The 25,402-nt window shown below is 70.2% G+C and carries 20 protein-coding genes and 1 pseudogene; 13 read left to right on the top strand and 8 right to left on the bottom strand.

What is annotated here, in order from left to right:
* Window positions 1-105: 105 nt before the first annotated feature.
* Both ACIREI_RS16025 and ACIREI_RS16020 read left to right on the top strand, forming a co-directional pair.
* A complete protein-coding gene (locus tag ACIREI_RS16025) occupies window positions 106-1,836 on the top strand; it encodes an ATP-binding protein (RefSeq protein WP_403332898.1) in 1,731 nt (576 codons plus the stop codon).
* Window positions 1,833-2,537 carry a response regulator gene (locus tag ACIREI_RS16020; RefSeq protein WP_403332896.1) on the top strand — a complete coding sequence of 235 codons (705 nt, stop codon included), beginning with the start codon at window positions 1,833-1,835 and terminating at the stop codon, window positions 2,535-2,537. Before ACIREI_RS16025 ends, ACIREI_RS16020 begins: the two co-directional genes overlap by 4 nt.
* A gap of 79 nt (window positions 2,538-2,616) precedes the next feature.
* On the opposite strand, the pseudogene ACIREI_RS16015 reads toward ACIREI_RS16020, so the two are convergent.
* Together ACIREI_RS16015 and ACIREI_RS16010 are read right to left on the bottom strand one after the other, a co-directional pair.
* Window positions 2,617-3,420: pseudogene (locus ACIREI_RS16015) on the bottom strand (tetratricopeptide repeat protein); the annotation flags it as partial.
* A gap of 1,594 nt (window positions 3,421-5,014) precedes the next feature.
* A complete protein-coding gene (locus ACIREI_RS16010) occupies window positions 5,015-5,566 on the bottom strand; it encodes a hypothetical protein (protein WP_403332893.1) in 552 nt (183 codons plus the stop codon).
* A 33-nt stretch (window positions 5,567-5,599) separates the two neighbouring features.
* Here ACIREI_RS16010 and ACIREI_RS16005 point away from each other — a divergent pair, with 33 nt between their 5' ends.
* Both ACIREI_RS16005 and ACIREI_RS16000 read left to right on the top strand, forming a co-directional pair.
* Entirely contained in the window at window positions 5,600-6,478 is an 879-nt protein-coding gene (locus ACIREI_RS16005; RefSeq protein ID WP_403332890.1) for a nucleosidase, read from the top strand.
* Between the two features lie 106 nt (window positions 6,479-6,584).
* On the top strand, window positions 6,585-8,591 hold the full coding sequence (locus ACIREI_RS16000) for an ATP-binding protein (RefSeq protein ID WP_403332887.1): 2,007 nt from the start codon (window positions 6,585-6,587) through the stop codon (window positions 8,589-8,591).
* Here the strand turns inward: ACIREI_RS16000 and ACIREI_RS15995 are convergent.
* Window positions 8,588-9,094 (bottom strand): ATP-binding protein, encoded by a 507-nt coding sequence (locus tag ACIREI_RS15995; RefSeq protein WP_403332884.1) that lies wholly within the window; start codon window positions 9,092-9,094, stop codon window positions 8,588-8,590. The genes ACIREI_RS16000 and ACIREI_RS15995 overlap by 4 nt on opposite strands.
* A 276-nt stretch (window positions 9,095-9,370) precedes the next feature.
* Between ACIREI_RS15995 and ACIREI_RS15990 the strand changes: the two genes are divergently transcribed.
* The 6 genes from ACIREI_RS15990 to ACIREI_RS15965 all read left to right on the top strand — a co-directional run bounded on the left by ACIREI_RS15990 (window position 9,371) and on the right by ACIREI_RS15965 (window position 14,809).
* The gene (locus tag ACIREI_RS15990; RefSeq protein WP_403332881.1) at window positions 9,371-10,222 is read left to right on the top strand and encodes a helix-turn-helix domain-containing protein; all 852 of its coding nucleotides are present in this window, start codon (window positions 9,371-9,373) and stop codon (window positions 10,220-10,222) included.
* A gap of 10 nt (window positions 10,223-10,232) precedes the next feature.
* Window positions 10,233-10,424 carry a hypothetical protein gene (locus tag ACIREI_RS15985; protein WP_403332878.1) on the top strand — a complete coding sequence of 64 codons (192 nt, stop codon included), beginning with the start codon at window positions 10,233-10,235 and terminating at the stop codon, window positions 10,422-10,424.
* Window positions 10,425-10,534: 110 nt separating this feature from the next.
* Window positions 10,535-11,911: an extracellular solute-binding protein gene (locus ACIREI_RS15980; RefSeq protein ID WP_403332875.1), complete on the top strand. Its 1,377-nt coding sequence runs from the start codon at window positions 10,535-10,537 to the stop codon at window positions 11,909-11,911.
* A gap of 25 nt (window positions 11,912-11,936) precedes the next feature.
* Window positions 11,937-12,812, top strand: coding sequence for a carbohydrate ABC transporter permease (locus tag ACIREI_RS15975; RefSeq protein ID WP_403332873.1), 876 nt, complete (start codon window positions 11,937-11,939; stop codon window positions 12,810-12,812).
* Between the two features lie 5 nt (window positions 12,813-12,817).
* Complete coding sequence (locus ACIREI_RS15970) at window positions 12,818-13,657, top strand: carbohydrate ABC transporter permease (RefSeq protein ID WP_403332870.1); 840 nt, start codon at window positions 12,818-12,820, stop codon at window positions 13,655-13,657.
* Window positions 13,658-14,071: 414 nt separating this feature from the next.
* Window positions 14,072-14,809 (top strand): XRE family transcriptional regulator, encoded by a 738-nt coding sequence (locus tag ACIREI_RS15965; RefSeq protein ID WP_403332867.1) that lies wholly within the window; start codon window positions 14,072-14,074, stop codon window positions 14,807-14,809.
* 105 nt (window positions 14,810-14,914) lie between these two features.
* On the opposite strand, the gene ACIREI_RS15960 is transcribed toward ACIREI_RS15965, so the two are convergent.
* Complete coding sequence (locus tag ACIREI_RS15960) at window positions 14,915-15,526, bottom strand: DUF3500 domain-containing protein (protein ID WP_403332864.1); 612 nt, start codon at window positions 15,524-15,526, stop codon at window positions 14,915-14,917.
* Window positions 15,527-15,735: 209 nt separating this feature from the next.
* The gene (locus ACIREI_RS15955; protein ID WP_403332861.1) at window positions 15,736-16,761 is read right to left on the bottom strand and encodes an ATP-dependent 6-phosphofructokinase; all 1,026 of its coding nucleotides are present in this window, start codon (window positions 16,759-16,761) and stop codon (window positions 15,736-15,738) included.
* A gap of 272 nt (window positions 16,762-17,033) precedes the next feature.
* Here ACIREI_RS15955 and pta point away from each other — a divergent pair, with 272 nt between their 5' ends.
* From pta to pyk, 3 genes are all read left to right on the top strand, one after another.
* Entirely contained in the window at window positions 17,034-19,136 is a 2,103-nt protein-coding gene (gene pta / locus ACIREI_RS15950; RefSeq protein WP_403332858.1) for a phosphate acetyltransferase, read from the top strand.
* Complete coding sequence (locus tag ACIREI_RS15945; protein WP_403332855.1) at window positions 19,133-20,344, top strand: acetate kinase; 1,212 nt, start codon at window positions 19,133-19,135, stop codon at window positions 20,342-20,344. Before pta ends, ACIREI_RS15945 begins: the two co-directional genes overlap by 4 nt.
* A gap of 86 nt (window positions 20,345-20,430) precedes the next feature.
* Window positions 20,431-21,861 carry a pyruvate kinase gene (gene pyk, locus ACIREI_RS15940; protein WP_301996798.1) on the top strand — a complete coding sequence of 477 codons (1,431 nt, stop codon included), beginning with the start codon at window positions 20,431-20,433 and terminating at the stop codon, window positions 21,859-21,861.
* 135 nt (window positions 21,862-21,996) lie between these two features.
* Here pyk and ACIREI_RS15935 read toward each other — a convergent pair whose 3' ends face one another.
* From ACIREI_RS15935 to ACIREI_RS15925, 3 genes are all read right to left on the bottom strand, one after another.
* Window positions 21,997-23,394, bottom strand: coding sequence for a hypothetical protein (locus ACIREI_RS15935; RefSeq protein ID WP_403332852.1), 1,398 nt, complete (start codon window positions 23,392-23,394; stop codon window positions 21,997-21,999).
* Entirely contained in the window at window positions 23,384-23,968 is a 585-nt protein-coding gene (locus ACIREI_RS15930) for a DUF6114 domain-containing protein (protein ID WP_403332849.1), read from the bottom strand. Before ACIREI_RS15930 ends, ACIREI_RS15935 begins: the two co-directional genes overlap by 11 nt.
* A gap of 142 nt (window positions 23,969-24,110) precedes the next feature.
* Window positions 24,111-24,749 (bottom strand): DUF6230 family protein, encoded by a 639-nt coding sequence (locus ACIREI_RS15925; RefSeq protein ID WP_403332846.1) that lies wholly within the window; start codon window positions 24,747-24,749, stop codon window positions 24,111-24,113.
* Between the last annotated feature and the right edge of the window lie 653 nt (window positions 24,750-25,402).

Raw genomic sequence — 25,402 nt, 5'->3', positions numbered from 1 at the left:
GCGAACACCGCCTTTCACCGGGCGGTGCTCGCCCCTCATCCACAGGGAAAAACAGTCGTCCACAGGGGGCAGCAACCAAAATCGGCCATGGGGCAGACTGACGGCATGCGCATCTCCGTCCCGCGGCCCCGCAGCCTGGCCGGCCAGCTCTTCGCGATGCAGGCCGTGCTGATCGCGGTGCTCGTCGCCGGGTACGCGGTGTTCACCTACGTCAGCGACCGCGGCCAGGCCGAGGACGCGGCGCGCCGCCAGGCGATGGCGGTGGCCCAGTCGATCGCCGACGCCCCGTCCGTACGCGAGGCGATCCGCACCCCCGACCCGACGGCCGAACTCCAGCCCTACGCGGTGCGCGTCCAGCAACACACCGGCGTCGACTTCGTCACGATCATGAACCCCCAGGGCATCCGCTGGACGCACCCCGACGAGAAGCAGATCGGCCAGCACTTCCGCGGCCACACTGAGCGCGCCCTGCGAGGCGAACCCTTCACCGAGACGTACACCGGCACGCTGGGCCCGTCCGTCCGCGCGGTCGTGCCGATCTACGACGGTGGTACGGCCCCGAAGGACATCGTCGGGCTGGTCAGCGCGGGCATCAGGGTCGAGGAGATAAGCAAGCGGGTGCAGGAGCAGCTGACGGCCCTGCTGGGTGTGGCGGCGGGCGCGCTCGCGCTGGGCGCGATCGGCACGTACGTCGTCAACGCCCGCCTGCGCCGCCACACCCACGGCATGAACGCGGCCGAGCTGAGCCGGATGCACGACTACCACCAGGCCGCGCTGCACGCGGTGCGCGAGGGGCTGCTGATGCTGGACGGGCAGTACCGGGTGGCGCTGATCAACGACGGCGGGCGGGAACTGCTCGGGGTGGGCGGCGATGTGGTGGGGCAGTCGGTCGCGGACCTCGGCCTGCCCGCACCGCTGACCGGGGCCCTGCTGGCGTCCGAGCCCAGGGTCGACGAGGTGCATCTGACGGCGCAGCGCGTCCTGGTGGTGAACACCTCCCCCGTGTCGGGCGGCGAGCGCCGCGGAACGGTCGTGACACTGCGGGACGTGACCGAACTCCAGTCCCTGATGGGCGAGTTGGACTCCGAGCGAGGCTTCACCCAGGCGCTGCGGTCCCAGGCGCACGAGGCGGCGAACCGCCTCCACACGGTCGTCTCACTGATCGAACTCGGACGCGCCGAGGAGGCGGTGGAGTTCGCGACCGCCGAGCTGGAGCTGGCACAGGCACTGACGGACCAGGTGGTCGCGGCGGTCAGCGAGCCGGTGCTGGCGGCACTGCTGCTGGGGAAGACGGCGCAGGCCAACGAACGGGGCGTCGAGCTCGTCGTATCCGAGGACAGCCGACTGGACGACGGCCTGCTGCCGCCCTCGCTGCCGGCCCGGGACCTGGTGACGATCCTCGGCAATCTGATCGACAACGCGGTGGACGCCGCACAGGGGAGCGTGCGGGGCCAGGTGACGGTGACGGCGTACACGGAGGGTGCGGAGCTGGTGCTGCGGGTGTCGGACACGGGCGCCGGGGTGGACCCCGCGCACGCGGAGGCGGTGTTCGAGCGCGGCTTCTCGACCAAGCCGGCGGGGCCGGGCGGGCGGGGACTGGGACTGGCGCTGGTCCGGCAGGCGGCGCATCGGCACGGCGGGACGCTGGCGGTGGCGGAGGCTGCCGGGGGCGGGGCGGAGTTCGAGGTGCGGTTGCCGTTGGGGGAGGCCGTGAGGCGCGAGCCCGGTACCGGAGTCACGCCGGGTGCCGCACCGACGCCGGGCGGCGGGCCCGCGCGGCAGGCCGACCCGGTGCGGGGCTCCGAGGGCGCGGTGGTTTCGAGAGGTGACGTATGACGGCGGCGGCCGAGCAGGCGATTCGCGTCCTGGTCGTGGAGGACGATCCCGTCGCGGCGGACGCGCACGTGATGTACGTCGGCCGAGTGCCGGGGTTCGTCGCGGTCGGCAAGGCGCACACGGGCGCGGAGGCGCGGCGCGCGCTGGAGCGGACGCCGGTGGACCTGCTGCTGCTGGACCTGCACCTGCCGGATGTGCACGGGCTGCAACTGGCACGGTCACTGCGGGCGGCCGGGCATCACGCGGACGTGATCGCGGTGACGTCGGCGCGGGATCTGGCGGTGGTGCGGGAGGGGGTGTCGCTGGGGGTCGTGCAGTACGTACTGAAGCCGTTCACTTTCGCGACGCTGCGGGATCGGCTGGTGCGGTACGCCGAGTTCCATGCGGCGGTGGGCGAGGCGAGCGGCCAGGACGAGGTGGACCGGGCGTTGGCGGCGCTGCGGGCGCCGGGGCCTGCGGCGCTGCCGAAAGGGTTGAGCGGGCCGACGCTGGAGCGGGTGACCGGGGTGGTGCGGGAGGCCGCGGAGGGGCTCACGGCGGCGGGGGTCGCGGAGGCCGTGGGGATCTCGCGGATCACGGCTCGGCGGTATCTGGAGCATCTGGTGGAGGCCGGGAGGGCCGAGCGGAAGCCGGTTTATGGGCAGGTGGGGAGGCCGGAGTTGGTTTATCGGTGGGTTCCGGGAGTGGAGAAGGGACGTTAGGGGTAGCGGTGTCCAGGGCGGCTGCGCGGGTGCGGGCTTGAGCGGCTTCGGTGGGCGCGTTGGCGCGGGTGTAGGCGTTGGCGGATTTGAGGTAGGCAGTGCGGGCATCGACGGGGCGGTGGGCAGCCTTGTAGGCCCAGGCCAAGTTTGAGAGGGCCTGGCCCGCCCTGTACCAGTCCTCGAACTCGCGGCAGATCTCCAGTTCCTTGCCATACGCCTCGATCGCTTCCTCCGTCCGGCCCACCTTTTGCAGGGCGAGACCGAGGGTGTTCCACGCCGTACCCTCGCCGTAGCGGTCCCCAATGGCCTTGAAGAGGTCTCGGGAGCGGGTGTGGGCGTCGATTGCCGCCTCCGCTCGTTCCGCTACCCGCAGGGCGAGGCCGAGGCCGGTCCACGCGATGGCCTCGCCGTGGCGATCGCCGACTGAGTGGTAGAGATCGACGGCGCGGGTGTGGGCATCGATTGCCGCCTCCACGCGGCCCGCCTCCACCAGAGCGCGGCCGAGGTTGTCCCACGCGATGGCCTCGCCGTGACAGTCCCGGCTGGCCTGGTACAGGGTGCGGGAGCGGGTGTGGGCATCGATTGCCTCCTCCGGCTGCCCCGCCGCCCGCAGGGTGGCGCCGAGGCAATTCCACGCGATGGCCTCCCCTGTGCGGTCACCGATGCGATGGGCGGCGTCCCTGGCGGTACTCGCCACGGTGGCCCAATCGTCGAAGTAGCGGCGCCGGCCCAGATACTCCGCCAGGTATTCGGCCAGCCGCACCGCCAGACCCGCGAACCGCTCCTCCCGTCCCCATCCCACCGCCGCCACCAGGCCCGCCCGCTCCCCGTCCAGCCATGCCAGCGCCTGCCCCCGGTCCGCGAACCGCTCCGGCTCCTTCATCCCCGGCAGCCACCACAGCCGGGCATCAGCCGCACCCGTCCACCGGTGATAGAACTCGAGCACCCGCTCCCGCGCCGCGTCCCCCTCCCTCTGCAACCCGGCATCCCGCGCCACCACGCCCACCCCGAACACCCGCACCAAGTCGTGCAACCGCCACCATCGGCGCCCACTCCCCCGCTCAACGAGGTGTGCGCGGGCCAAGGCCTTCAGTTCCCGCACCGGAGTCACCTCGGCCCCGACCAGCGCGGCAACAACCTCGTCGCTCACCTCGGGCCCGGGCGCGAGGGCGAGCAGGCGCAGGAGGCGGGCCTGTTCGGGCGGCAGACGGCGGTAGGACAGGTCGAAGGCGGCGCGGACGTTGCGGTCGCCGTCGTCGAGGGGGTCGAGGCGGTCGTGCGACGCGGCGAGTTCGTCCACGAGTTCCGCGACCGGCTTGTCCGGGTCTTCCGCCAGCAGTGCGGCCGCGATCTGGAGGGCCAGCGGCAGGTATCCGCAGAGGGCGGCGAGCCGCTCGGCCGCGTCGGGATCGTCGGTGACCCGGCTGTCGTCCGGGTTGGCGATCCGCAGGGCAAGGCCCAGCAGTTCGTACGCGGCCGTGGGCGTGAGCTGGTCCAAGGGTACGAGCCGGGCACCGAGTTGAGGCAAGCGGTCGCGGGACGTGACCACGACGCGGTGGCGGGTGTCGCCCGGGATGAGCGGGCGGACCTGGTCCGGCGACGACGCGTTGTCGGCCAGCACCAGCACTGGTCCGCGCTCCCTCGCACGCGCGGCGAGTACCGAACGGTAGAGGACCGCACGGTCGTCGGCCGTGGCAGGGATGTGCTCCGGCGGAACCCCGAGGGCTCGCAGCAGGCACTGGAGTGCCTGGTCGGCGGTGACCGGATCATCGTCGTACCCGTGCAGGTCGACGAAGAGCTCCCCGCCCGGGAACCAGCCCTTCTCCCGGGCCAGGTGCGCGGTCTCGACGGCGAGCGCGGTCTTCCCGATGCCGCCGAGCCCGGACACGGCGGCGACGAGGACCGCCGCGCAGTCCGGCGACCGGGGCACGACCGCCGGGTCCAAGGCGCGCAGCAACGCCTCCGTCTCCTCACCCCGCCCGGCGAAGCCGCCGGGTCTCGGCGGCAGGGAGGCCATGGCCTCCGGCGCGGCGGCCGCCCCGCTCTGCTGGATCACGACCTGGACGCCGACCACCTCACGCAGGAACAGCCCGCCCCGGAAGTCAGTGTGGTCACCGCCGTACTCGGTGTGGTCGGCGCTGTACCAGGCCTTCCCGCTGCCCGGCGCGTGCCGCTCCATGGCCGCCGCGACGGCACCCGCGATCCGCGGATCGGCGGCGAGCAGGTCCGCGACCCGGTCGCCCCAGGCCCGTACCGCATCCCGCCGGTCCGGACGCCCCGCCACCTCGGCGAGCACCTGCGCGGAGACGCCCGTGTCCAGCCCCGACGCCCGCGCCAGTTCCCGCACCATCCGGCGCCCGGCGTCCCCGCCCGCGCCTTCGGCCAGGGCCGCCAGCAACGCCGCTCTCATGTGCCCGTTCCGTCCCCCGCTCCATGCCCCACCGGCCCGCGCGGAGCCGTAGGTCAACGGTACGGCGTCAGCCGGGAGTTCGCTCCGGACTCGCGTACAGCACGACCTGCACGCCGAGGCCGGCCACCGCGAGCGCTTCCAGCACCGACAGCGTGACGAGCAGTCCACCGCCCTCCCCGTCGGCCCAGAACACCACCAGCGCCGCCAGCGGCACCGCGCAGAACGCCGTCAGGTCCACGACGCACTGGACGGCCTTGCGGGACCTGCGCCGGGCGTCGCTCCGGTGGGCCCTCTCCCAGCCGAAGGCCGCGAAGTCCCCGCCGGGCTGGGCGAGTTGGGTCAGGCGGGGGCCCAGCTCGTCCCGCACGTACCGCCCGATCGCCGAGATCTTCTCGTCGTTGACCAGGTACGTCCACCCGAGGACGACGCACACGGGCGGCAGCGCGAGCAGCATCGACGCCTGCTTGGCCTGCGCCGCCGCGGCGATGAGGGCGGCGACCGCGGCCAGCGTGACGTACAGCAGATTGTCGCGGAACCCGATGCGCGCCTTCTGCTCGTCCTTGATGCTCTGGTACTCGGCGAGCAGCAACTGCCCGACGGTGACGTCCTGTTCCGGCACTCGAATCCCTTCCCCCGGCTGTACGTTATGAGTGTGCCGGAGACTCAGCCCAGCGTTCTCGTCCTGACCGCGCTCCCCCTCGAATACGCCGCCATTCGCGCGCACGTCGAGGAGCGCCGGGAACTCGTCCACCCCGACGGGACCCGAGTCGAGAAGGGCCAACTACCCGGTTCTTCCTGGCACGTTGCCATCGCCGAGCTGGGCATGGGCGCCGAGCGGGCCGCCGCTCTCACCACACAGCTCATCAACTGGTTGCACCCCGAGGCCGTGTTCTTCATCGGTGTCGCCGGCAGCCTCAAGGACGACGTCGGGATCGGCGACGTCGTCGTGGGTACGCAGGTGTACGAGATCCACGGCGGCAAGCAGACACCCGAGGGTTTCCTGGTCCGCCCGAAGGCCCTGCCGGGCTCGCACGCGCTCGAGCAGGCGGCCCGTTCCGCCGTGCGGGACATGCCCGGCGTACGGGCGCACTTCATGCCGATCGCCACGGGGGACGTGGTTTTGGCGGACGCCGAGTCCGAGATCGCCGCGTTCATCCGCCGGAGCTACAACGACGCGGGGGCGATCGAGATGGAGGGCTCCGGTGCGCTCCAGGCGGCCCATCTGAACGGCCAGTTGAAGGCCCTGGTGATCCGGGGCATCAGCGACCGCGCCAATGCCGAGAAGCACAAGGCCGACGCCTCGGGATCCCAGGAGCGGGCGGCCCAGCAGGCGGCCAGGGTCACGGTGGCCGTCCTCCGGAAGCAGCAGCCGCGCGGAGGCTCCGCCGACTCCGAGGAGGGGCCCCATTCCGGCCGCGCAGGCGGGGCCACCTACGGCGGCGACCACATCGACTTCCGGGGCAGCACCTTCCACGGGCCCGTCACCGGCAAGACCGTCGGGCCGGGACCGGGCGACGACGGGCGGCGGTGAGGGCACAGTCCCGGGGCGCGGCTCGGGCGCCGTCCACGGCCCGGTTCCGGTCGCGGCCACCACGCTCCCGCCCCGGCCGCTCGGCTTCACCGGCCGATCGACGGAGATGGACCGCCTGCTGCGGCGTCTCGCACCCGCCCCGGACGACGATGCCACCGCGCTCCCGCTCCTCATCTCCGCCGTCACCGGCATGGGCGGCATCGGCAAGACCGCGCTCGCGGTGGAGGCGGCGCACCGGGCCCGGGCGAAAGGCTGGTTCCCCGGCGGGACCCTCTTCGTGGACCTGCGCGGCTACGACGACAACCCGGTCACGGCCGACCAGGCGGTCCTGGCCCTGCTCGACGCACTCGGCGTCCACGGCCCGGACCTCCCCGCGACGGCGGCGCGCCAGTACGACACGTACCGCAAACTCCTCGCCGAGCGGCAGGACCGGACGTTGCTGGTCCTGGACAACGTCTCGGGCCCGTCTCAATACCTGCCGCTCCTGCCCGGCACGGACCACCACCGTGTGCTGATCACGTCCCGGGACCGCCCGGATGCCCTCCCCGTACGCGTCATCGACCTCGAAGTACTCGATCCGGACGAGTCCGCCGCCCTCGTGACGCGCGCGCTCCATGAGGCCGACGAGCGGGACGACCGCCCGGCACGGGAGCCGGACGCCCTCCGCGAACTGACCACCCTCTGCGGCCACTTGCCCCTCGCCCTCCAGATCGCCGCCGCGATGCTGCGTCGGCGGCGCCACCGGGGCATCGCCTCGCTGGTGGCCGAGATCAAGAAGGCCGGAGACCCGGCCGCTGTGCTCGACAACGGCACCCCCGGCACGGATCTGTACGGCCGCTCGCTCGTCCTCCGGCCCGTACTGGAGACCTCGTACCGCCGCCTGCCACCCGACCAGGCCCGCCTCCTGCGCCTGCTCGCCCTCGCCCCCGGCGCGGAGACCGGCACGGAGGCCGTGGCCGCCCTGGCCGACCTGGACACGGAGGTCACGCTGTCCCTGCTGGAGGACCTGGCCGCCACGCATCTCGTCGCGCCGGTCCCGGATAGCGCGGGATCGGCTTCCGTGTTGCGGTGGCGGTTGCATGACCTGGTGCGGGTGTTCGGGGCGGGTGTGGTGGCTCGGGATGCGGGTCTGCGGGAGGAGGGGGAGGCGGCGCGGGAGCGAGTGCTGGCGTTCTATTACCGGTGGGCGGATGCGGCTGATGACCGGTTGCGGTGGTTGCCGGGGATGGTGGAGCCGGAGCGGTTCGCCGACCGGGGGGAGGCGTTGGCGTGGCTGGACTCCGAGCGGGCGGGGCTGGTGGCGGCGGTGTCGTGGGGGCGGGAGGAGCGATACGCGGGCACGGCGGTGCGGCTAGCCGAGTGCCTGGGGGTGTATCTCGACTGGCGGCGGTACTTCGACGACTTGGTCACCGTCATGCGTGCCGCTCAGGAGGCCGCGCACCGCGCCAGGGACCGCTACAACGAGGCCGCGGCGTGGAACAACCTAGGCAACGCCCTGCAGGAAGCGGGCCGGACAGAGGAGGCCATCGACGCACTCACCCGCGCCCGCGACCAGTACCAGGCCGCCGGAGACCGCCACAACGAGGCCGCGGCGTGGCACAACCTCGGCAGCGCCCTGGGGAAGGCGGGCCGGGCAGAGGAGGCCATCGACGCACTCACCCGCGCCCGCGACCTGTTCCAGGCCGCCGGGGACCGCTACAACGAGGCCGGAGCGTGGAACAGCCTAGGCAACGCTTTGCAGAAGGCGGGCCGGACAGAAGAGGCCATCGACGCCCACACCCGCGCCCGCGACCTGCACCAGGCCGCCGGGGACCGGCACGGCGAGGCCCGGACGTGGAACAACCTCGGCGTCGCCCTGTGGGAGGCGGGCCGGGTGAAGGAAGCGATCGAGGCGTACGGCCAGGCCCTGGAGGTCTGCCGGGAGTTCGAGGACTGGTACGGGGCGGGCCAGGCCCTCCAAAACCTGGCCCTCGCCCACGAGTACGCCGACCGCCCCGCCGACGCCCGCACCCACTGGCTCCAAGCCGCCGACGCCTTCACCCGCGCCGGCGCCCCCGCCGAAGCCACTAAAGCCCGCACCCGAGCCACCGAACTCAACGAGACCGACACCTAACCCGCATACCCCCGAGCCCCCCGCCAAGGCACCACCGCCCACATCCGCGTCCCACCCCCGGGCTCCCGAGCCTCCCCGAACCCCCACTCCCCGTCACACGCCCGCACCACGCACCCCAACACCCGCAGCGCAGCCCGCCTCCGCGCATCGCAAGCCGCGGCGAGCCGAGGGTGCTCGTGCCGGCGATGCCCGTCGTACAGCACAACCCGCAACGTCCCCTCCCGATACCGCAGCGACAGATACACCTCCTCCCCCGGAGTGAACCGGCACGCGCAGGCGGTGAGCTCCCCCACCACCTGCACCACCGCATCCGCCATGTCCTCCAGCCCATGCCCATGAAGCGCGGCCCGCGTAGCGACCCGCGCGATCCGTGAACTGGTGGGCCCGGCGGGCAAGGTGAGGCTGTAGGTGAGTGAGTCGGGCGCGGGCGGCGCGACGCCCGTCTCCTCGGTGAAGACAGGACAGGCGGAGACGACCCCGAGTACGGACAGGGACGCGGACATGAGCAACTCCCTTGCTGGCTACGGACATTCGCTGACGTGCCGACGCCCCGACCGGTGGTGGCTTGTCTCCCTGGCGCGGACCCACCCCTCCCAGGGAAGGAGTAAGCGGGCAGGCTCGCGCGATGCGCTTCCAACGGCGTAGGGCCGTAAGCGGCTCATCACTGACTGTAGGGCACGACAGGAGTACGTGTACTACTCTCACCGAAAGTCCCCGGTGGACCGATCAGTCACACCGGCGGCAGACTGTCCCCGTCACGCCGCCGAACGGGAGGACGAATGCCGCCGAGGAGCGCTCCGACGGAGCGTCAGCGACGACTCGGTGCCGAGTTGCGCAAGTTGCGCGTCGCGGCCGGGATGACGACGGAGCACGCCGCCGCGCTGTTGGGCGTCCCACGCACGAACGTGCCCAACATGGAGTCCGGGCGCTCCGGCATCAGCGTGGAACGCGTACGCACCCTCGCGGGAAACTACGGCTGCACGGACCAAGCACTCATAAAGGCCCTCGCCGCCATGGCCGCCGGGCGCGAGAAGGGTTGGTGGGAGGCCTACCGGGGGCGACTCCGCGACGGTTTCCTGGACATCGCCGAGATGGAGTGGCACGCCACCCGCCTGCGCATCGCCGTCACCGTGCACCTGCCAGGGCTGCTCCAGACCGAGGACCATGCACGCGCCGTATTCGACGCCGTGATCCCACGCCTGTCCCCGGACGACATCGACGCCCGCGTCGCCCATCGGATCGACCGGCACCAGGTGCTGGACCGTCCGAGCCCTCCGGAGCTCGACGTGATCCTCCACGAGGCCGCCCTCCGCATGGAGTTCGGCGGTCCTGCGGTCGCGCGGCGCCAGTTGGAGCACCTACTGCGCATGTCCGAGCGCGAGACGGTGACCCTGCGGGTCATCCCGTTCAAGGCTGGCGGCTTCCCGGGGGCCGGGCAGTCCGTCGTCTACGCCGAGGCGGCTGTCCCCCGTCTCGACACCGTGGAACTCGACAGTACCCACGGTCCGGAGTTCATCGACACGGAAGCCCAACTTGCCAAGTACCGCGCCCAGTTGGATGCCGCGCAGGCCCTCGCACTCACGCCGCCCGCCTCGCGCGACTTCATCCGAGCCCTGGCCGACGACCTCTAGGAGAGCCCCCATGAACGACATCACCTGGGAAGAACCGTTCTGCGGCGAGGGCGCCAACTGCTTCCGCATTGGCACCGATCCCAACGGCAACGCCTACATAGCCATCGCCGGCCAGGAGGACCACTACCTCACCGACACCCAAGAAGCCCTCCGCACCCTCATCCGCGACATCAAGTCCGGAAAGGCCGACCACCTCCTCTAGCCCCCTTCCAGCGGAATCCGCCGCACATGCATTGACCTGACTAGACCACTCCTCTTAGGTTCACCGGGCAGACAACCCCAGGCCACAACGAAGTGCGTCCGCAGGAGGTCATGTCCGTGCGCCCCACCGCCGCCCTCCCCACGCTCCTCGCCCTCACCCTCGCCGCCGCAGCCACCCTCACCGCCTGCGGCACCGGCTCCAACAGCGACCCGGACACCATCAAGGTCTCCTTCAAACAGTCCACGGACAACTCCATCAAGGTGATGGACACCTACCTCGCGGACATCAAGAAGCAGTTCGAGAAGGCGAACCCCGGCAAGAAGGTCGAGTTCGTCCCGATCAAGGCCCCGGACTCGGAGTACTACACCAAGCTCCAGCAGATGCTCCGCTCCCCCAAGACCGCCCCGGACCTGGTCTACGAGGACACCTTCCTCATCAACTCGGACATCACCAGCGGGTACTTGAAGCCGCTCGACCCGTACCTCGCCAAGTGGGCGGACTGGGACCGGTTCGTCGACACGGCCAAGGAGGCCGCGAAGGGCGAGGACGGCAAGACGTACGGCATCCCGGACGGCACCGACACCCGGGGCCTGTGGTTCAGCAAGGACATCTTCGAGAAGGCCGGCCTGCCCGCCGACTGGCAGCCGAAGACCTGGAACGACGTCCTCGACGCCGCCCGCACCGTCAAGCGGAAAGCCCCCGGCGTCATCCCCCTGAACATCTACACCGGCAAACCCGTCGGCGAGGCCGCCACCATGCAGACCTTCGAGATGCTGCTGTACGGCACCAACGACGGCCAGTCGGACCCCCTGTACGACAGGTCCGCCAAGAAGTGGATCGCCGGCGGCCAGGGCTTCAAAGACGCTCTCGGGTTCGTGGAGACCGTCTACAAGGAGAAACTCGGCCCGGACGTCTCGGACGCCCTCGACCCCAACGTCATGACCCGCGTCCGCGGCGAGTGGCTCCCGCAGGGCAAGCTCGCCATCGCCCTCGACGGCTCCTGGCTCCCGCAGGACTGGCTGCCCGGCAGCGGCCACGAGTGGCCGGAATGGTCCGACGAGCTCGGCCTCGCCGCCATGCCCACCCAGAACGGCCAGGCCCCCGGCAAGGTGAGCATGTCCGGCGGCTGGACCTGGTCCATCCCGGCCAAGGCGGCCAACCCCGACCTCGCCTTCGAGTTCGTCAAGACGATGCAGACGAAGGCGAACGCCCAGAAGTGGTACGTCGCCAACTCCGGCATCGCGGTACGCGAGGACGTGGCCGCCGACCCCGCGTACGTCGACGCCCAACCCGGCATCAAGTTCTTCACGGACCTCGTCGCGCACACCCACTACCGCCCCGCCTACCCGGCGTACCCGAAGGTCTCCACCGCCGTACAGGAGGCGATGGAGGGCGTGACGACGGGCGACATGCCGGTCGAGGACGCGGCGAAGGGCTATGACGAGGAGCTGAAGGCGGCGGCGGACGGCCAGGTGATCGAGAAATGAACGCCGCCGAGACGGGCTCCCGCGTATGACCCCGCGTGTGACGCGGTCCCGCTCCCTCGCCCGCGCCCTCCCGCTCACCCCGGCCGTCGTCCTCCTGCTCCTCTTCCTCGCCGGCCCCATCGCCTACTGCGCCTACATCGCCTTCACCGACCTCCAGCTCACGGGCCAGGCCGAGGACTCGTTCGTCGGCTTCGACAACTTCCGTACGGCGTTCGGTGACGAGGCGTTCCTCAACGCGGTCTGGCTCACCCTGGTCTTCACCGTCATCTCCGCCCTGCTCGGGCAGAACACCCTGGGCCTGGCGCTGGCCGCCCTGATGCGGCGCGCCTCGAAGCCCGTACGGACGCTGGTGGGCGGCATCGTCATCACGGCGTGGGTCCTGCCGGAGGTCGTCGCCGGTTTCCTGCTCTACGTCTTCTTCCGTCGCGAAGGAACCCTGAACGCCATCCTGGACTGGCTCCAACTCCCCACCCAGAACTGGCTGTTCACCCTCCCGATCCTGGCGGTGTCCTTCGCGAACGTCTGGCGCGGCACGGCCTTCTCCATGCTGGTCTACTCGGCGGCCCTGGGCGAGATCCCCAAGGAGATCACCGAGGCGGCCGAGGTGGACGGCGCGGGCGGCTGGCGCCGTATGTGGCACATCACGCTCCCGATGATCCGCCGCTCCATCGCCACGAACCTCATGCTGATCACCCTCCAGACCCTGTCCGTCTTCGGCCTGATCTGGGTGATGACGAGAGGCGGCCCCGGTGGCAAGAGCCAGACGCTTCCGCTCTTCATGTACGAGGAGGCGTTCCAGAAGAGCATGATCGGCTACGGCACGGCGGTCGCCCTGCTGCTGTTGGTCGTGGGCTCGCTGTTCTCGGTGGTCTACCTGCGTCTGCTGCGAACGGAGGTCTGACGACCGTGCCCCGCACTCTCTCCTCCCGACGCACCACCCACCGCCTGGCCGCCGACGCCGGCCTCCTGGCGGTGGCCGCGGCCTTCGTGCTCCCGCTCGCCTGGGTGCTCCTCTCCTCCCTGGACACGGACGCGAACCTCCGGGTGAAGTTCCCCGACGGCATGACCCTGGACAACTTCGACGCGGTCCTGACCCCGGACGTCACCTTCACCCCCCTGCTCAACAGCCTGCTCCTGTGCGGCGGGGGGACGGCCCTGACGGTGGTGTGCGCGGCACTGGCGGCCTACCCGCTGTCTCGGTTCCGCTCGCGGCTCAACCGTCCGTTCCTCCTCACGGTCCTCTTCGCGACGAGCCTGCCGATCACGGCGATCATGGTCCCGGTGTACGCCCTGTTCGTGCGGGTGAACCTGATCGACACCATGCAGGGCACGATCTTCTTCTTCGCCGCCTCCCAACTGCCGTTCGCCATCTGGCTGATGAAGAACTTCATGGACGGAGTGCCGAAGGAACTGGAGGAGGCCGCCTGGACGGACGGCGCGTCATCACTTCAGTCGCTGCTCCGGGTCGTGCTGCCGCTGATGGGGCCGGGAGTGGCGGTGGTGACGGTGTTCTCGTTCGTGATGATGTGGGGGAACTTCTTCGTCCCCTTCATGCTGCTGCTGACGCCGGACCAGATGCCGGCGGCGGTGAGCATCAATGAGTTCTTCGGGAATCGCGGGACCGTGGTGTACGGGCAGTTGGCCGCGTTCTCGATCATCTACTCGACGCCGGTGATTCTGCTTTACGTGCTGGCGGCGAGGCGGCTGGGCGGGGGGTTCGCGCTGGGTGGGGCGGTCAAGGGGTGAGGGGCCGCCGCCCATGAAAGGTGTGATGAACGCCTCCCCACCGTCGGGATTGAGCCGCCCATCGCCCACCTCCCGGTGACGGATCGGCGCATCCACCACGCCGTACACCTGTTCCATATCCGCTCACGCGCCCCACGACCGCAGCACCGCCCGCGCGGACCGCCAAGAGATCGACACCCGAAAGCGTCCGCGAATATGCCCCTTGAGCTTGCCGTTCACCGACCGTAGCCACCCGCCGGCCCAGCCCTCGCCCCATTCCGGGGTCCGCCCCGAGGCCCGTCCCGACTGCCCCGTCCGCTCCCGAGATGATCTCGACCGTCAACGAACCCGCCAGTAGCCGTAGCTTCCTACAATCCGTGATCCTGGCCGAACAGACCGTAGTCACCCCACTCCGCCCGGCCTACGTTGTGCCCCGTGCGCCGACCCCCAGCCCAACCGAACCAGCCCCCCAACCGCTCCAGCCGCCGGACCCCGCCCACTCCCCCGTTCAACGCCCCCGCCGCCCGCCGCCTGCGTGCCGGGCTCAACATGGGGCCCGAACATGTCGCCTACGGCATGCGGGCCTCGTACGGGCTCCCCTACGTCACCGGGGAGCTCGTCGTCGCCTGGGAACGTGAGCTCGCCTCCCCGAACAGCAATGAGCTCACCGCCCTCGCGGGCGTGCTGTGGTGCTCGCCCAGTGAGCTGCTCGGCAAGCCGAGGACGCTGCGCGAGCACCGCATCGCCCGTGGACTGGCGCCGGAGGACGTGGCCCGTGCCGTCGGGCACGACCTCGGCGCGTATCTCCGCATGGAGGAGCACGACGACTGGCACGGCAACGACCGTCAGTCCGCCGCCCTCGCGGAGGCCCTCGGGCTGACCCTCCCGGACTTCATCACCGTCACCGGCCGCGATGCGAAGCTCGGCGAGCTGCTGCGCAGCGCCGTGTCGACGCGCTGGCAGGCGTACGTACGGCCGGTGGGCAAGATGGTGCCCCTGGACCGGCGGCTCCTGGAGAACGCCCTGCAGGAGCTGCACCAGGACTACCAGGGGCAGATGACCGCCACGCTCAGCTGGGGCGACGCCGGCAGTGACTCCAGCGCGGCCGGCCGCGAGTTCCTGGAACGGATCGTGGAGCGCTTCTGGGCGACGGTCGGGGCAGGCACCGCCTGACGCCCCGGGCCCCGCGACCTCAGTGGTCGGTCTCCAGGTGCAGCTTCAACAGGTCGACCCCGTAGTCGTTGCCGTACGCGAGCGGCGACTGCGCGTCGTACTCGATCAGTACGACTGGGCTGTGCACCCGGTAGTAGAAGGCTTCGTCTCCTTCTTGAAGAGGGTGATCTTCTCGCCCTGGTACGTCGCCGACGTCGGCTCCGAGCCCATGAACGTCGGCGTCATGACGACCTGGTCGCCCAGGACGAAGTAGTTGATCGCCCGGTGGTGGCCCTCGGTGAGGGTCTCCTTGCCACCGCTGTACTCGCCCAGGTAGGCGTTGAGCTTCATGATGTTGCGGGACTGGGTGAGCCCGTCGGCGGACAGGGCCGCGCCGAGCAGCGCGAAACCGAGATCACGCTGCTTGTCGGTGAGGTCGCCCCTCCGGACGCCCTTGCGGGAGTAGCCGTCGACGTTGCTCCAGGCCAGCCACTCGTCGTCCAGGAAGCCCTGCGCGGCCTTGACGAGCGCGTCGGTGGAGACGTTGGTGGAGTGAAACGAGTACAGGTCGTCCTGGACCTGCCGTTCGTCGTGACGCCCACGAAGTCGTCGTACTTGACCGCGGAGGCGCTGGGGCCCATGCCTCCGCCGCCGGGCATTCCGGAGGGGGCGCCCGAGGGCGCGGCGCTCGACGAGGACGCGGCCTTGCCGGAGGAGTCGGAGGAGCCGTTGGAGCATCCGGCGGCTGGGGTCATGGTGGCCACCGCGGCGGCCCCGCCGAGCAGCAGCGACCGGTTCATGAACCAGCGGCGGGTGCGCTCGGCCTCGGGGGTGCGTGGTCTGTGGTGATGTCCGTGTCCGTGCATGGACACCAACGTCCCTGCCGGACCTGAAGCTCTCCTGGGCGAAGTCTGTGAATCGCGGGGCCCGGCGGAGGTGACCCGGTGCTAGAACACCGACTCCGCCTCGTCCATCCGGTCCTTCGGCACCGTCTTCAGCTCGGTCACCGCCTCCGCCAGCGGCACCATCACGACGTCGGTCCCGCGCAGGGCGGTCATCCGGCCGAACTCACCCCGGTGCGCGGCCTCCACCGCGTGCCAGCCGAAGCGGGTGGCGAGGACGCGGTCGTACGCCGTGGGCACGCCACCGCGCTGGACATGGCCGAGGATGACCGGCTTGGCCTCCTTGCCGAGCCGGCGCTCCAGCTCGAACGCCAGCGCCGTACCGATGCCCTGGAAGCGCTCGTGGCCGAACTTGTCGATCTCACCCTTGCCGTAGTCCATGGTGCCGTCGGCGGGGTGGGCGCCCTCGGCGACGCAGATCACCGCGAACTTCTTGCCGCGCGCGAAGCGCTCCTCGACCATCTTCACGAGGTCGGCCGGGTCGAACGGGCGCTCCGGGAGGCAGATGCCGTGCGCGCCCGCCGCCATGCCGGACTCCAGCGCGATCCAGCCCGCGTGGCGGCCCATGACCTCCACGACCATCACCCGCTGGTGGGACTCCGCCGTCGTCTTCAGGCGGTCCATGGCCTCGGTGGCGACACCGACCGCCGTGTCGAAGCCGAACGTCCGGTCCGTCGAGGAGATGTCGTTGTCGATCGTCTTCGGGACGCCGACCACCGGCAGGCCCGCGTCCGACAGCATGCGCGCCGCCGTCAGGGTGCCCTCGCCGCCGATCGGGATCAGCGCGTCGATGCCGAACTCCGCGACCATGTCCTCGGCCCGCTCGCACGCCTCGCGCAGCCGGTCGCGCTCCAGCCGGGAGGAGCCGAGGATCGTGCCGCCGCGGGCCAGGATGCCGCTCACGCTGTCCAGGTCGAGGCCGCGGTAGCGACCGTCCAGCAGGCCCGAGTAGCCGTCCTCGAAGCCGATGACCTCGTCGCCGTAGTTGTCGACCGCCCGGTGCACGACCGACCGGATCACGGCGTTCAGGCCGGGGCAGTCGCCGCCTGCGGTGAGAACTCCGATACGCATCGTGCTGTGTCTCCTGCTCGCTGTTGATATCGGTGAGCCAGTCCGATTGTTTCACGTTCCCGAAGGCCCTGTCGGACTCTGCCGGACCCTGGATCCTGACGGGCGCCTTATCCAGCGGCAAGGGTATTGTCAAGAGGGTTTCGCTCACCTCACTGGGCGATTTTGCGACCCTTGACCGGGACAGAGCAAAGGCTCCGCCAAGCCGCCGACAGTCAGCAGACGATCGTCAACGGACGACAGTCAACGGACGAGAGACGAAACGGAGAGCACGCGTGACGCGCAGCGTGTACGTGACCGGCATCGACCGCGGAGACGGCCGCCAGGTCGTCGAACTGGGGGTCATGGAGCTCCTGACCCGGCAGGTCGACCGGGTGGGGGTGTTCCGGCCTCTGGTGCACCACGTCCCCGACCGCCTGTTCGAGCTGTTGCGCGCCCGCTATCGGCTGTCCCAGGATCCGGCGACGGTCTACGGCATGGACTACCACGAGGCGTCGGCCCTCCAGGCCGAGCGCGGGACGGACGAGCTGGTGTCCACGCTCGTCGACCGGTTCCATCTCGTCGCCCGCGACTACGACGTCGTCCTCGTCCTCGGCACCGACTACGCCGGCACCCAGCTCCCGGACGAGCTGTCCCTGAACGCCCGGCTCGCCAACGAGTTCGGCGCGTCCGTGATACCGGTCGTGGGCGGGCGGGGGCAGACCACCGAGTCCGTGCTCGCCGAGACGCGCAACGCCTACCGGGCGTACGAGGGCCTCGGCTGCGACGTGCTGGCCATGGTCACCAACCGGGTCGCCCGCGACGACCGGGACGAGATCGCCCAGCGGCTCCAGGCGCGGCTGCCCGTGCCCTGCTACGTCGTGCCGGACGAGCCCGCCCTGGCCGCGCCGACCGTCTCGCAGATCGCCCAGTCCCTGGACGCGAAGGTCCTGCTCGGCGACGACTCGGGGCTCGCCCGTGACGCCCTCGGCTTCGTCTTCGGCGGCGCGATGCTGCCGAACTTCCTGGCCGCCCTGACCCCGGGCTGTCTGGTCGTCACGCCGGGCGACCGCGCCGACCTGGTCGTCGGCTCGCTGGCCGCGCACAGCGCAGGCACCCCGCCGATAGCCGGCGTGCTGCTCACCCTCGACGAGCGCCCCGGCGACGAGATCCTCACCCTCGCCGCCCGCCTCGCCCCGGGCACCCCGGTGCTCTCGGTGCCCGGCTACAGCTTCCCCACCGCCGAGCAACTCTTCTCCCTGGAGGGGAAGTTGAGCGCGGTCACCCCGCGCAAGGCGGAGACCGCCCTCGGCCTGTTCGAGCGGTACGTCGACACCAGCGACCTGCTGAAGCGGGTCTCGGCGCCCAGCAGCGACCGGGTCACGCCGATGATGTTCGAGCACAAGCTGCTGGAGCAGGCCCGCTCGAACGTGCGTCGCATCGTGCTGCCCGAGGGCACCGAGCCGCGCGTCCTGCACGCCGCCGAGGTGCTGCTGCGCCGCGACGTCTGCGACCTCACGCTCCTGGGGCCGGTGGACCGGATCCGCAAGCAGGCGGCCGACCTCGGTATCGACCTGGGGGACTGCCGGCTGATCGACCCCGCCACCAGCGAGCTGCGCGACGCCTTCGCCGAGAAGTACGCGAAGCTCCGCGCCCACCGGGGGGTGACGGTGGAGCTGGCGTACGACGTCGTCTCCGACGTGAACTACTTCGGCACGCTGATGGTGCAGGAGGGCCTCGCGGACGGCATGGTCTCGGGTTCCGTCCACTCGACCGCCGCGACCATCCGGCCCGCCTTCGAGATCATCAAGACCAACCCGGACGCCGACATCGTCTCCTCGGTCTTCTTCATGTGCCTCGCCGACCGGGTCCTCGTCTACGGCGACTGCGCCGTGAACCCCGACCCGAACGCCGAGCAGCTGGCCGACATCGCCATCCAGTCGGCCACCACGGCCCAGCGGTTCGGCGTGGAGCCGCGGATCGCGATGCTGTCGTACTCGACGGGTACGTCCGGTTCGGGCGCCGACGTCGACAAGGTGCGCGAGGCGACCGAGCTGGTGCGCGAGCGGCGGCCCGACCTGAAGATCGAGGGGCCCATTCAGTACGACGCCGCCGTGGAGCCGACCGTCGCCGCGACCAAGCTGCCGGAATCCGAGGTCGCCGGGCAGGCAACGGTTCTGATCTTCCCGGACCTCAATACCGGTAACAACACCTACAAGGCCGTGCAGCGCTCGGCCGGCGCGATCGCCGTCGGACCGGTGCTGCAGGGTCTGCGCAAGCCGGTCAACGACCTGTCCCGGGGCGCCCTGGTCCAGGACATCGTCAACACCGTCGCCATCACGGCGATCCAGGCCCAGTCCCCCGCCCTGTCCCCCACCGAGAAGGCAACCGCCCAGTGAGCCCGTCCCGCGTCCTCGTCCTCAACTCCGGCTCCTCGTCGGTGAAGTACCAGCTGCTCGACATGCGCGACAGCGGCCGCCTGGCCGTCGGGCTCGTCGAGCGCATCGGCGAGGACTCCTCCCGGCTCAGGCACACCCCGCTGGCGAGCGGTGGCGAGACCCGTGAGTGGGCCGGGGCGATATCCGATCACGAGGCGGCCCTGAAGGCCGTGTCGGCGGAGCTCGCCAGGGACGGCCTCGGGCTGGACTCGCCCGAGCTGGCCGCGATCGGGCACCGGGTGGTGCACGGCGGCAAGCACTTCACCGAGCCGACCGTCATCGACGACGCCGTGCTCGCCGAGATCGAGCGGCTGATCCCGGTCGCCCCGCTGCACAACCCGGCCAACCTCACCGGGATCCGCACGGCCCAGGCGCTGCGCCCGGACCTGCCGCAGGTCGCCGTCTTCGACACCGCGTTCCACACGACGATGCCGGAGTCGGCCGCCCGCTACGCGATCGACGTCGAGACCGCCGACCGGCACCGCATCCGCCGGTACGGCTTCCACGGCACCTCGCACGCGTACGTCTCCCGGGCCACCGCGAAGCTGCTGGGCAAGGCGCCCGAGGACGTGAACGTCATCGTGCTGCACCTGGGCAACGGGGCGTCCGCGTCCGCCGTGCGGGGCGGTCGTTGCGTCGACACCTCCATGGGGCTGACGCCTTTGGAGGGGCTCGTGATGGGTACGCGCTCCGGTGACATGGATCCCGCCGTCATCTTCCATTTGGCGCGTGTTGGAGGAATGTCCATCGAGGAAATCGACACTCTTCTCAACAAGAAGAGCGGATTGATCGGCCTGTGCGGTGACAACGACATGCGGGAGATCCGCCGACGGATCGACGAAGGTGACGAGCGGGCCCAATTGGCCTTCGACATCTACATTCACCGGCTGAAGAAGTACATAGGCGCCTATTACGCGGTGCTCGGCACGGTGGACGCGGTCGCGTTCACGGCCGGAGTCGGCGAGAACGCGGCGCCGGTGCGGGAGGCCGCCGTGGCGGGCCTGGAACAGCTGGGCCTCGTGGTGGACGCCGGACTGAACGCCGTACGCGGTGACGAGCCGCGGCTGATCTCACCTGCGGGCACACGGGTGGCGGTCGCCGTGGTTCCCACCGACGAAGAACTGGAGATCGCGACGCAGACCTACGCACTGGTCGAAGAGAACGCCTGAGTAACACGGCTGAGCAAAGTGCAGCTCATTTGTATCTTCCGCCAGACGGAATATTCCGTAGCGAAACAAACCGATAGGATCGTCCCATGCGCCGTTCGAAAATCGTTTGTACTCTCGGCCCCGCGGTCGACTCCCATGAACAGCTCGTCGCCCTGATCGAGGCGGGCATGAATGTGGCCCGCTTCAACTTCAGCCACGGCACCCACGAAGACCACCAGGGGCGGTACGAGCGCCTGCGGGCCGCCGCCGAGGAGACCGGGCGGGCCATCGGTGTGCTCGCCGACCTCCAGGGTCCGAAGATCCGCCTGGAGACCTTCGCCGAGGGCCCGGTGGAGCTGGAGCGCGGTGACGAGTTCGTCATCACGACCGAGGACGTCCCGGGCGACAAGCAGATCTGCGGGACCACCTACAAGGGCCTGCCGGGCGACGTCACCAAGGGCGACCAGGTCCTCATCAACGACGGCAACGTCGAGCTGAAGGTCACCGAGGTCGATGGCCCCCGGGTCAAGACGATCGTCATCGAGGGCGGTGTCGTCTCCGACCACAAGGGCATCAACCTGCCCGGCGCGGCCGTGAACGTCCCGGCGCTGAGCGAGAAGGACGTCGAGGACCTCCGCTTCGCGCTGCGCATGGGCTGCGACCTGGTCGCGCTGTCCTTCGTGCGGGACGCCAACGACGTGCAGGACGTGCACAAGGTCATGGACGAGGTCGGCCGCCGCGTCCCGGTCATCGCCAAGGTGGAGAAGCCGCAGGCGGTCGCCAACATGGAGGACGTCGTGATGGCGTTCGACGGCGTGATGGTCGCGCGTGGCGACCTGGCCGTCGAGTACCCGCTCGAGAAGGTCCCGATGGTGCAGAAGCGGCTCATCGAGCTGTGCCGTCGCAACGCCAAGCCGGTGATCGTGGCGACCCAGATGATGGAGTCGATGATCACCAACTCCCGCCCGACCCGCGCCGAGGCCTCCGACGTGGCCAACGCGATCCTGGACGGTGCCGACGCGGTCATGCTGTCGGCGGAGTCCTCGGTCGGCGCCTACCCGATCGAGACCGTCAAGACGATGTCGAAGATCGTCACCGCGGCCGAGCAGGAGCTGCTGAGCAAGGGCCTGCAGCCCCTCGTCCCCGGTAAGAAGCCGCGCACGCAGGGCGGTTCGGTCGCCCGCGCGGCCTGCGAGATCGCCGACTTCCTCGGCGGCAAGGGCCTGGTCGCCTTCACCCAGTCCGGCGACACCGCCCGCCGCCTGTGCCGCTACCGCGCCGCCCAGCAGATCATCGCGTTCACCACGGACGAGTCCACCCGCAACCAGATGACGCTCAGCTGGGGTGTGGAACCGCACGTCGTGCCGTTCGTCAACAGCACCGACGAGATGGTCGACCTGGTGGACCAGGAGATCGTCAAGATGGGCCTGTTCAACGAGGGCGACATCGTGGTCATCACCGCCGGTTCCCCGCCCGGCGTTCCCGGCACCACCAACATGGTCCGCGTCCACCACCTCGGCGGCGGCGCACGGGACTGATCCCGAGAAGGGCCTGCACGGCCCCGTACGGCGCTGAGGGCGCCCCCTGTGATCCAGGGGGCGCCCTCGGCGTTTTCGCGGCTCCCGAACAGGCTTGTGGGGGCGTCCCGCTCGAGACGCCCGGGGTCGGCCGGCTCAGTCGGTGATGTAGGAGTGCAGCCCGGGCACGTGCAGGGTGCCGCCGAACTGACCGGCCTGGACGACCTTCACCTTCGTGAAGTAGATCAGCGGGATGTTCAGCGGCGGCGGGTGCTCCGGGTCGAACGTCACCGGGATCAGGCCCAGCAGGTTGCCGGAGATGCTCTCCGTGTACATCACGACCTTGCCGTTGCGGAAGGTGGACGTCGAGCCCTCGGCCGCCTGCACGTGGTAGGTCTTGCCGGACTGCTTGTCCTTCACCGTCTGGTGCAGGTCGCCGATGTCGACGCCGTCGGAGACGACGTACTTCAGCACCTTCTTGGTGGAGCCGTTGGCCGTCTTCACCTTGACGATGCCCTGGTAGTCGGCGCCCTTGAGCAGCAGCGAGCTGGCGTCCAGGAACCAGGCGTCGTCGGGCAGCGGCACGGTGTTGTCGACGCCGCCCTCCTCGTCCGTGGCGGCCGGGCAGTCCTCCGGGTCCGTGGTGGAGCTCGCGGAGGGGCTGGGCGAGGCGGTGGCCTCGCCGGCCGCCTCGGTGGCGTCCTGCGCCGCCTCGGACGCCTTGTCGGTGGCGCCCTCGACGGTGTCCTTCACCGTGTCGGTGACCTTCTCGGCGGTGTCCTTGACGGGGTCGGAGGCGTCGGAGGTGTCCTTGCCGGCGGAGTCCGAGGAGTCGGAGGAGTCGGAGGAGTCGGAGGTGTCCGAGGAGTCGGAGGACGCCTCCTCGCTCGCGCTCGGGGAGGGCGTCGGCGTCGGGCTCGCGCTCTCCTCGGCGGAGGAGCCACCCGTGAAGACGCCGGTGATCGCGTCACCTATGTCCTCCAGCAGGTTGCCGCCGCTCTCGGACGCCGAGGGGCTCGGCGTGGCGGTGTCGCCGGACTGGGCCTCGCTCGTCTTGCTCGGGGAGGGCGTCGGCGTGGGCTCGGCCCCGTCGTCGGAACCTGAATCCGACGAAGAGGAGTCGCCGCCCGCGGAGCCGGCGGAACCCGAGGAGTCCGAAGAACCCGAACCGTCCGAGGAGTCGGAGGAGTCCTCGCCGGTCGAGGCCGACGCCGACGGGGTCGGCTCCGTCGCCTCGTCGCTGTCCGCGGACGCGTCGGCGCCCGGCGACGCGGAGGCATCGTCCTCCAGGGCCGCCACGCACTCCTTGTACTCGTCGGCCGTCAGGCTGTTGGACGTCGGCTTCGTCGAGTTGTTGCTGTCGGCCTGGGCGAGGGTGGGTGTGAAGCCCATCCCCATGAGGACCGCCGTGGGCATCGCCGCCAGGGCTATCGCCTTGCCGGCCGGCATGTGGAACCTGGTGAACAGCGGCTTCTTGGGCGCCGCGTGACGCGGCCCGGTTCTCGCACGGGACTTGTCCACCTCAGTCCCGTGGGTCACCTCGTCAGCCGGCACTGTGCCTCCCGTTCGCCCCGTTCGCCGGGCTCGTTCCTGACAGATCGTTCGACTTGCCCCACGCGTCCGTGTCCTGCACGGGCTTGAGGACCGTGGTGTCGGGGTCCAGGCCCTCAGGAGCGCCACCCGTTCCCGTCGTGCCCTGCTGCGCCTGCTCCGCGTCGGGCGGCGTGCCCGGGACCCACGACACGGCCATCGCTCCGCCGACGAGGGCGAAGAGGAAGCCGATGAGGAAGCCACCGAGGTTGGACAGCGGGATGGAGACGAGCGCCAGCAGGATCGCCGCTACGCCCGCGAAGGTGCGGACGTGCTTCTGGAACCACAGAGTGAAGCCCAGGACGACGAGCAGCACACCGATGATCAGGGAGCTGGAGCCCCCCGCGGTCTGCATCGCCAGCGTCAGGTGGCCGATCTGCAGGTTCGCGTACGGGAAGTAGGCGATCGGGAGTCCGCCGAACATGACGAACAGACCGGCCCAGAACGGCCTCGTGCCCCGCCAGGCGCGGAAGTTCCGCCGAAAGACCCGGAGGTAGTGCTCGTCACGGCCGGGCGCGGCAGGAGTTTCGGCGCTCATCGAAAACAGCTCCCTGGTACGGCGTTGCTGTGATGGTGGTGCTGTGGTGGTGAGTTGTGGTGCATGTGACCACTTGTGAAGAAAGCGGGCGGAGAGTGGACGGGCGGGGGCGCCATCGGCTCCCCCGCCCGTCACAGAGTGCTTAGTAGCACTCCTTGACACCCGTCGACAGCGACATCTTCAGACCGCTGAGCTTGAAGGTTCCGGCGGTGGTCGCCCACGCCGTCTGCTTCACGCCGACCAGCGTGGCCTTGTCGGCCTGCTGGGCGAACCCGAAGGGGTTGGCCTGCTCGCCGCCGCCCTTCATGCCCGGACCCTTGCTGGCGTCCTTGGCGGCCACACCGATGTCGATGTTCTCGAACGTCGCGTCGGCCTCGAGGTCGGCGACGTCGATGTAGAGGTTCTTGGCCTCGACCGGCTTGTTCGGGTCCTGGCCCGCCCGCAGGATCAGGCTGACGCTCCCGAGGATCGGGACGTCGGGGGTGACCACGGACTGGCACAGGCTGTTGATCGTCGCGGACTTGAAGCCCGAGACGGCGACGGGGTGAACCGTCTTCTTGCCGGTGAGCGTGTAGCCCTCGTCAAGAGCGCCGTACTGCGAGAAACCCGTACCGACGAGCTTGTCGGTCGTGACCTTGAACGACTGGCCGGAGACACTGAACGACGCGGCGAGAGCGCCCTGCGCGAGGGCGACACCTATCGCAGCCGTGGCGGCGACGCTGGGCACCATGACCACAGCGAACCGCTTCCATCTGGTCCCGCCACGCACCTGGGACTCCATATTTCCTCCTTCTCGGACGTACATCTCCTGGCCCTGGCTGCCACTGTCCACTTGACGGCTCAGCCGGGCAGGGATGGGAGAAGTGCTACGTCCTCGGGAAGGAGAGCGCCTGCGCTCGGCGGCGCGAACCGCGCCCGAATCACCGGCGATCACCCCCGAGCGACAACCACTGGTCGCGCCTGACACGCATCACGCACAACCTTGCTGGACAGGCTTCGCCGAGTGGGCGAAGACCCCCCTGCCCAAGAGCCGGCGCCACTGCCGCCGACTCTGCTCGGTGGGGACCCAGGAACTCCCGCGACCCAACCGGCTGTCGGGGTACGGGAATGGACCGAGCGTGGCCGATCGTGGTGCATTCTCGCCGCCCGCACAAGGGGCTTCGTTACTCGGTAGTAACGGCGGGATAACCGAACAACGACCCCCCGGTCTCGATCAGCGACACAGGGTGTTGCCCAGTGACCGGACAAGTCCAGTAATCATGGGACAGAATCCGACAGAACGACGCCTGCGACTTACCCGCAGTAACTGCGGCCGCGATTACCAAGATTTGGTAAAGCGCGGCCGCTTTGATGCCCTGTCAGCAGATCTTTCACTCAGGCAACACGTGCCTGCGCGTTTAGTGACTGGTCAGAACGGGGCCGCCACCCCGCACG

Source organism: Streptomyces sp. NPDC093591, assembly GCF_044764885.1.
Taxonomy (GTDB): Bacteria; Actinomycetota; Actinomycetes; order Streptomycetales; family Streptomycetaceae; genus Streptomyces.
The sequence above is the reverse complement of the archived record's forward strand: the minus strand, read 5'-3'. Positions and strand labels throughout refer to the sequence as shown.

Bases quoted from the DNA above. Each gene is read 5' to 3' on its own strand.
- ACIREI_RS15955 (WP_403332861.1), bottom strand. From the start codon at position 16,761: ATGCGTATCGGAGTTCTCACCGCAGGCGGCGACTGCCCCGGCCTGAAC.
- ACIREI_RS16020 (WP_403332896.1), top strand. From the start codon at position 1,833: ATGACGGCGGCGGCCGAGCAGGCGATTCGCGTCCTGGTCGTGGAGGAC.
- ACIREI_RS15975 (WP_403332873.1), top strand. From the start codon at position 11,937: ATGACCCCGCGTGTGACGCGGTCCCGCTCCCTCGCCCGCGCCCTCCCG.
- ACIREI_RS15980 (WP_403332875.1), top strand. From the start codon at position 10,535: ATGTCCGTGCGCCCCACCGCCGCCCTCCCCACGCTCCTCGCCCTCACC.
- ACIREI_RS16000 (WP_403332887.1), top strand. From the start codon at position 6,585: ATGGACCGCCTGCTGCGGCGTCTCGCACCCGCCCCGGACGACGATGCC.
- ACIREI_RS15985 (WP_403332878.1), top strand. From the start codon at position 10,233: ATGAACGACATCACCTGGGAAGAACCGTTCTGCGGCGAGGGCGCCAAC.
- ACIREI_RS15930 (WP_403332849.1), bottom strand. From the start codon at position 23,968: ATGAGCGCCGAAACTCCTGCCGCGCCCGGCCGTGACGAGCACTACCTC.
- ACIREI_RS15960 (WP_403332864.1), bottom strand. From the start codon at position 15,526: ATGCTCCAACGGCTCCTCCGACTCCTCCGGCAAGGCCGCGTCCTCGTC.
- ACIREI_RS15925 (WP_403332846.1), bottom strand. From the start codon at position 24,749: ATGGAGTCCCAGGTGCGTGGCGGGACCAGATGGAAGCGGTTCGCTGTG.
- ACIREI_RS16025 (WP_403332898.1), top strand. From the start codon at position 106: ATGCGCATCTCCGTCCCGCGGCCCCGCAGCCTGGCCGGCCAGCTCTTC.
- ACIREI_RS15995 (WP_403332884.1), bottom strand. From the start codon at position 9,094: ATGTCCGCGTCCCTGTCCGTACTCGGGGTCGTCTCCGCCTGTCCTGTC.
- pyk (WP_301996798.1), top strand. From the start codon at position 20,431: ATGCGCCGTTCGAAAATCGTTTGTACTCTCGGCCCCGCGGTCGACTCC.
- ACIREI_RS15990 (WP_403332881.1), top strand. From the start codon at position 9,371: ATGCCGCCGAGGAGCGCTCCGACGGAGCGTCAGCGACGACTCGGTGCC.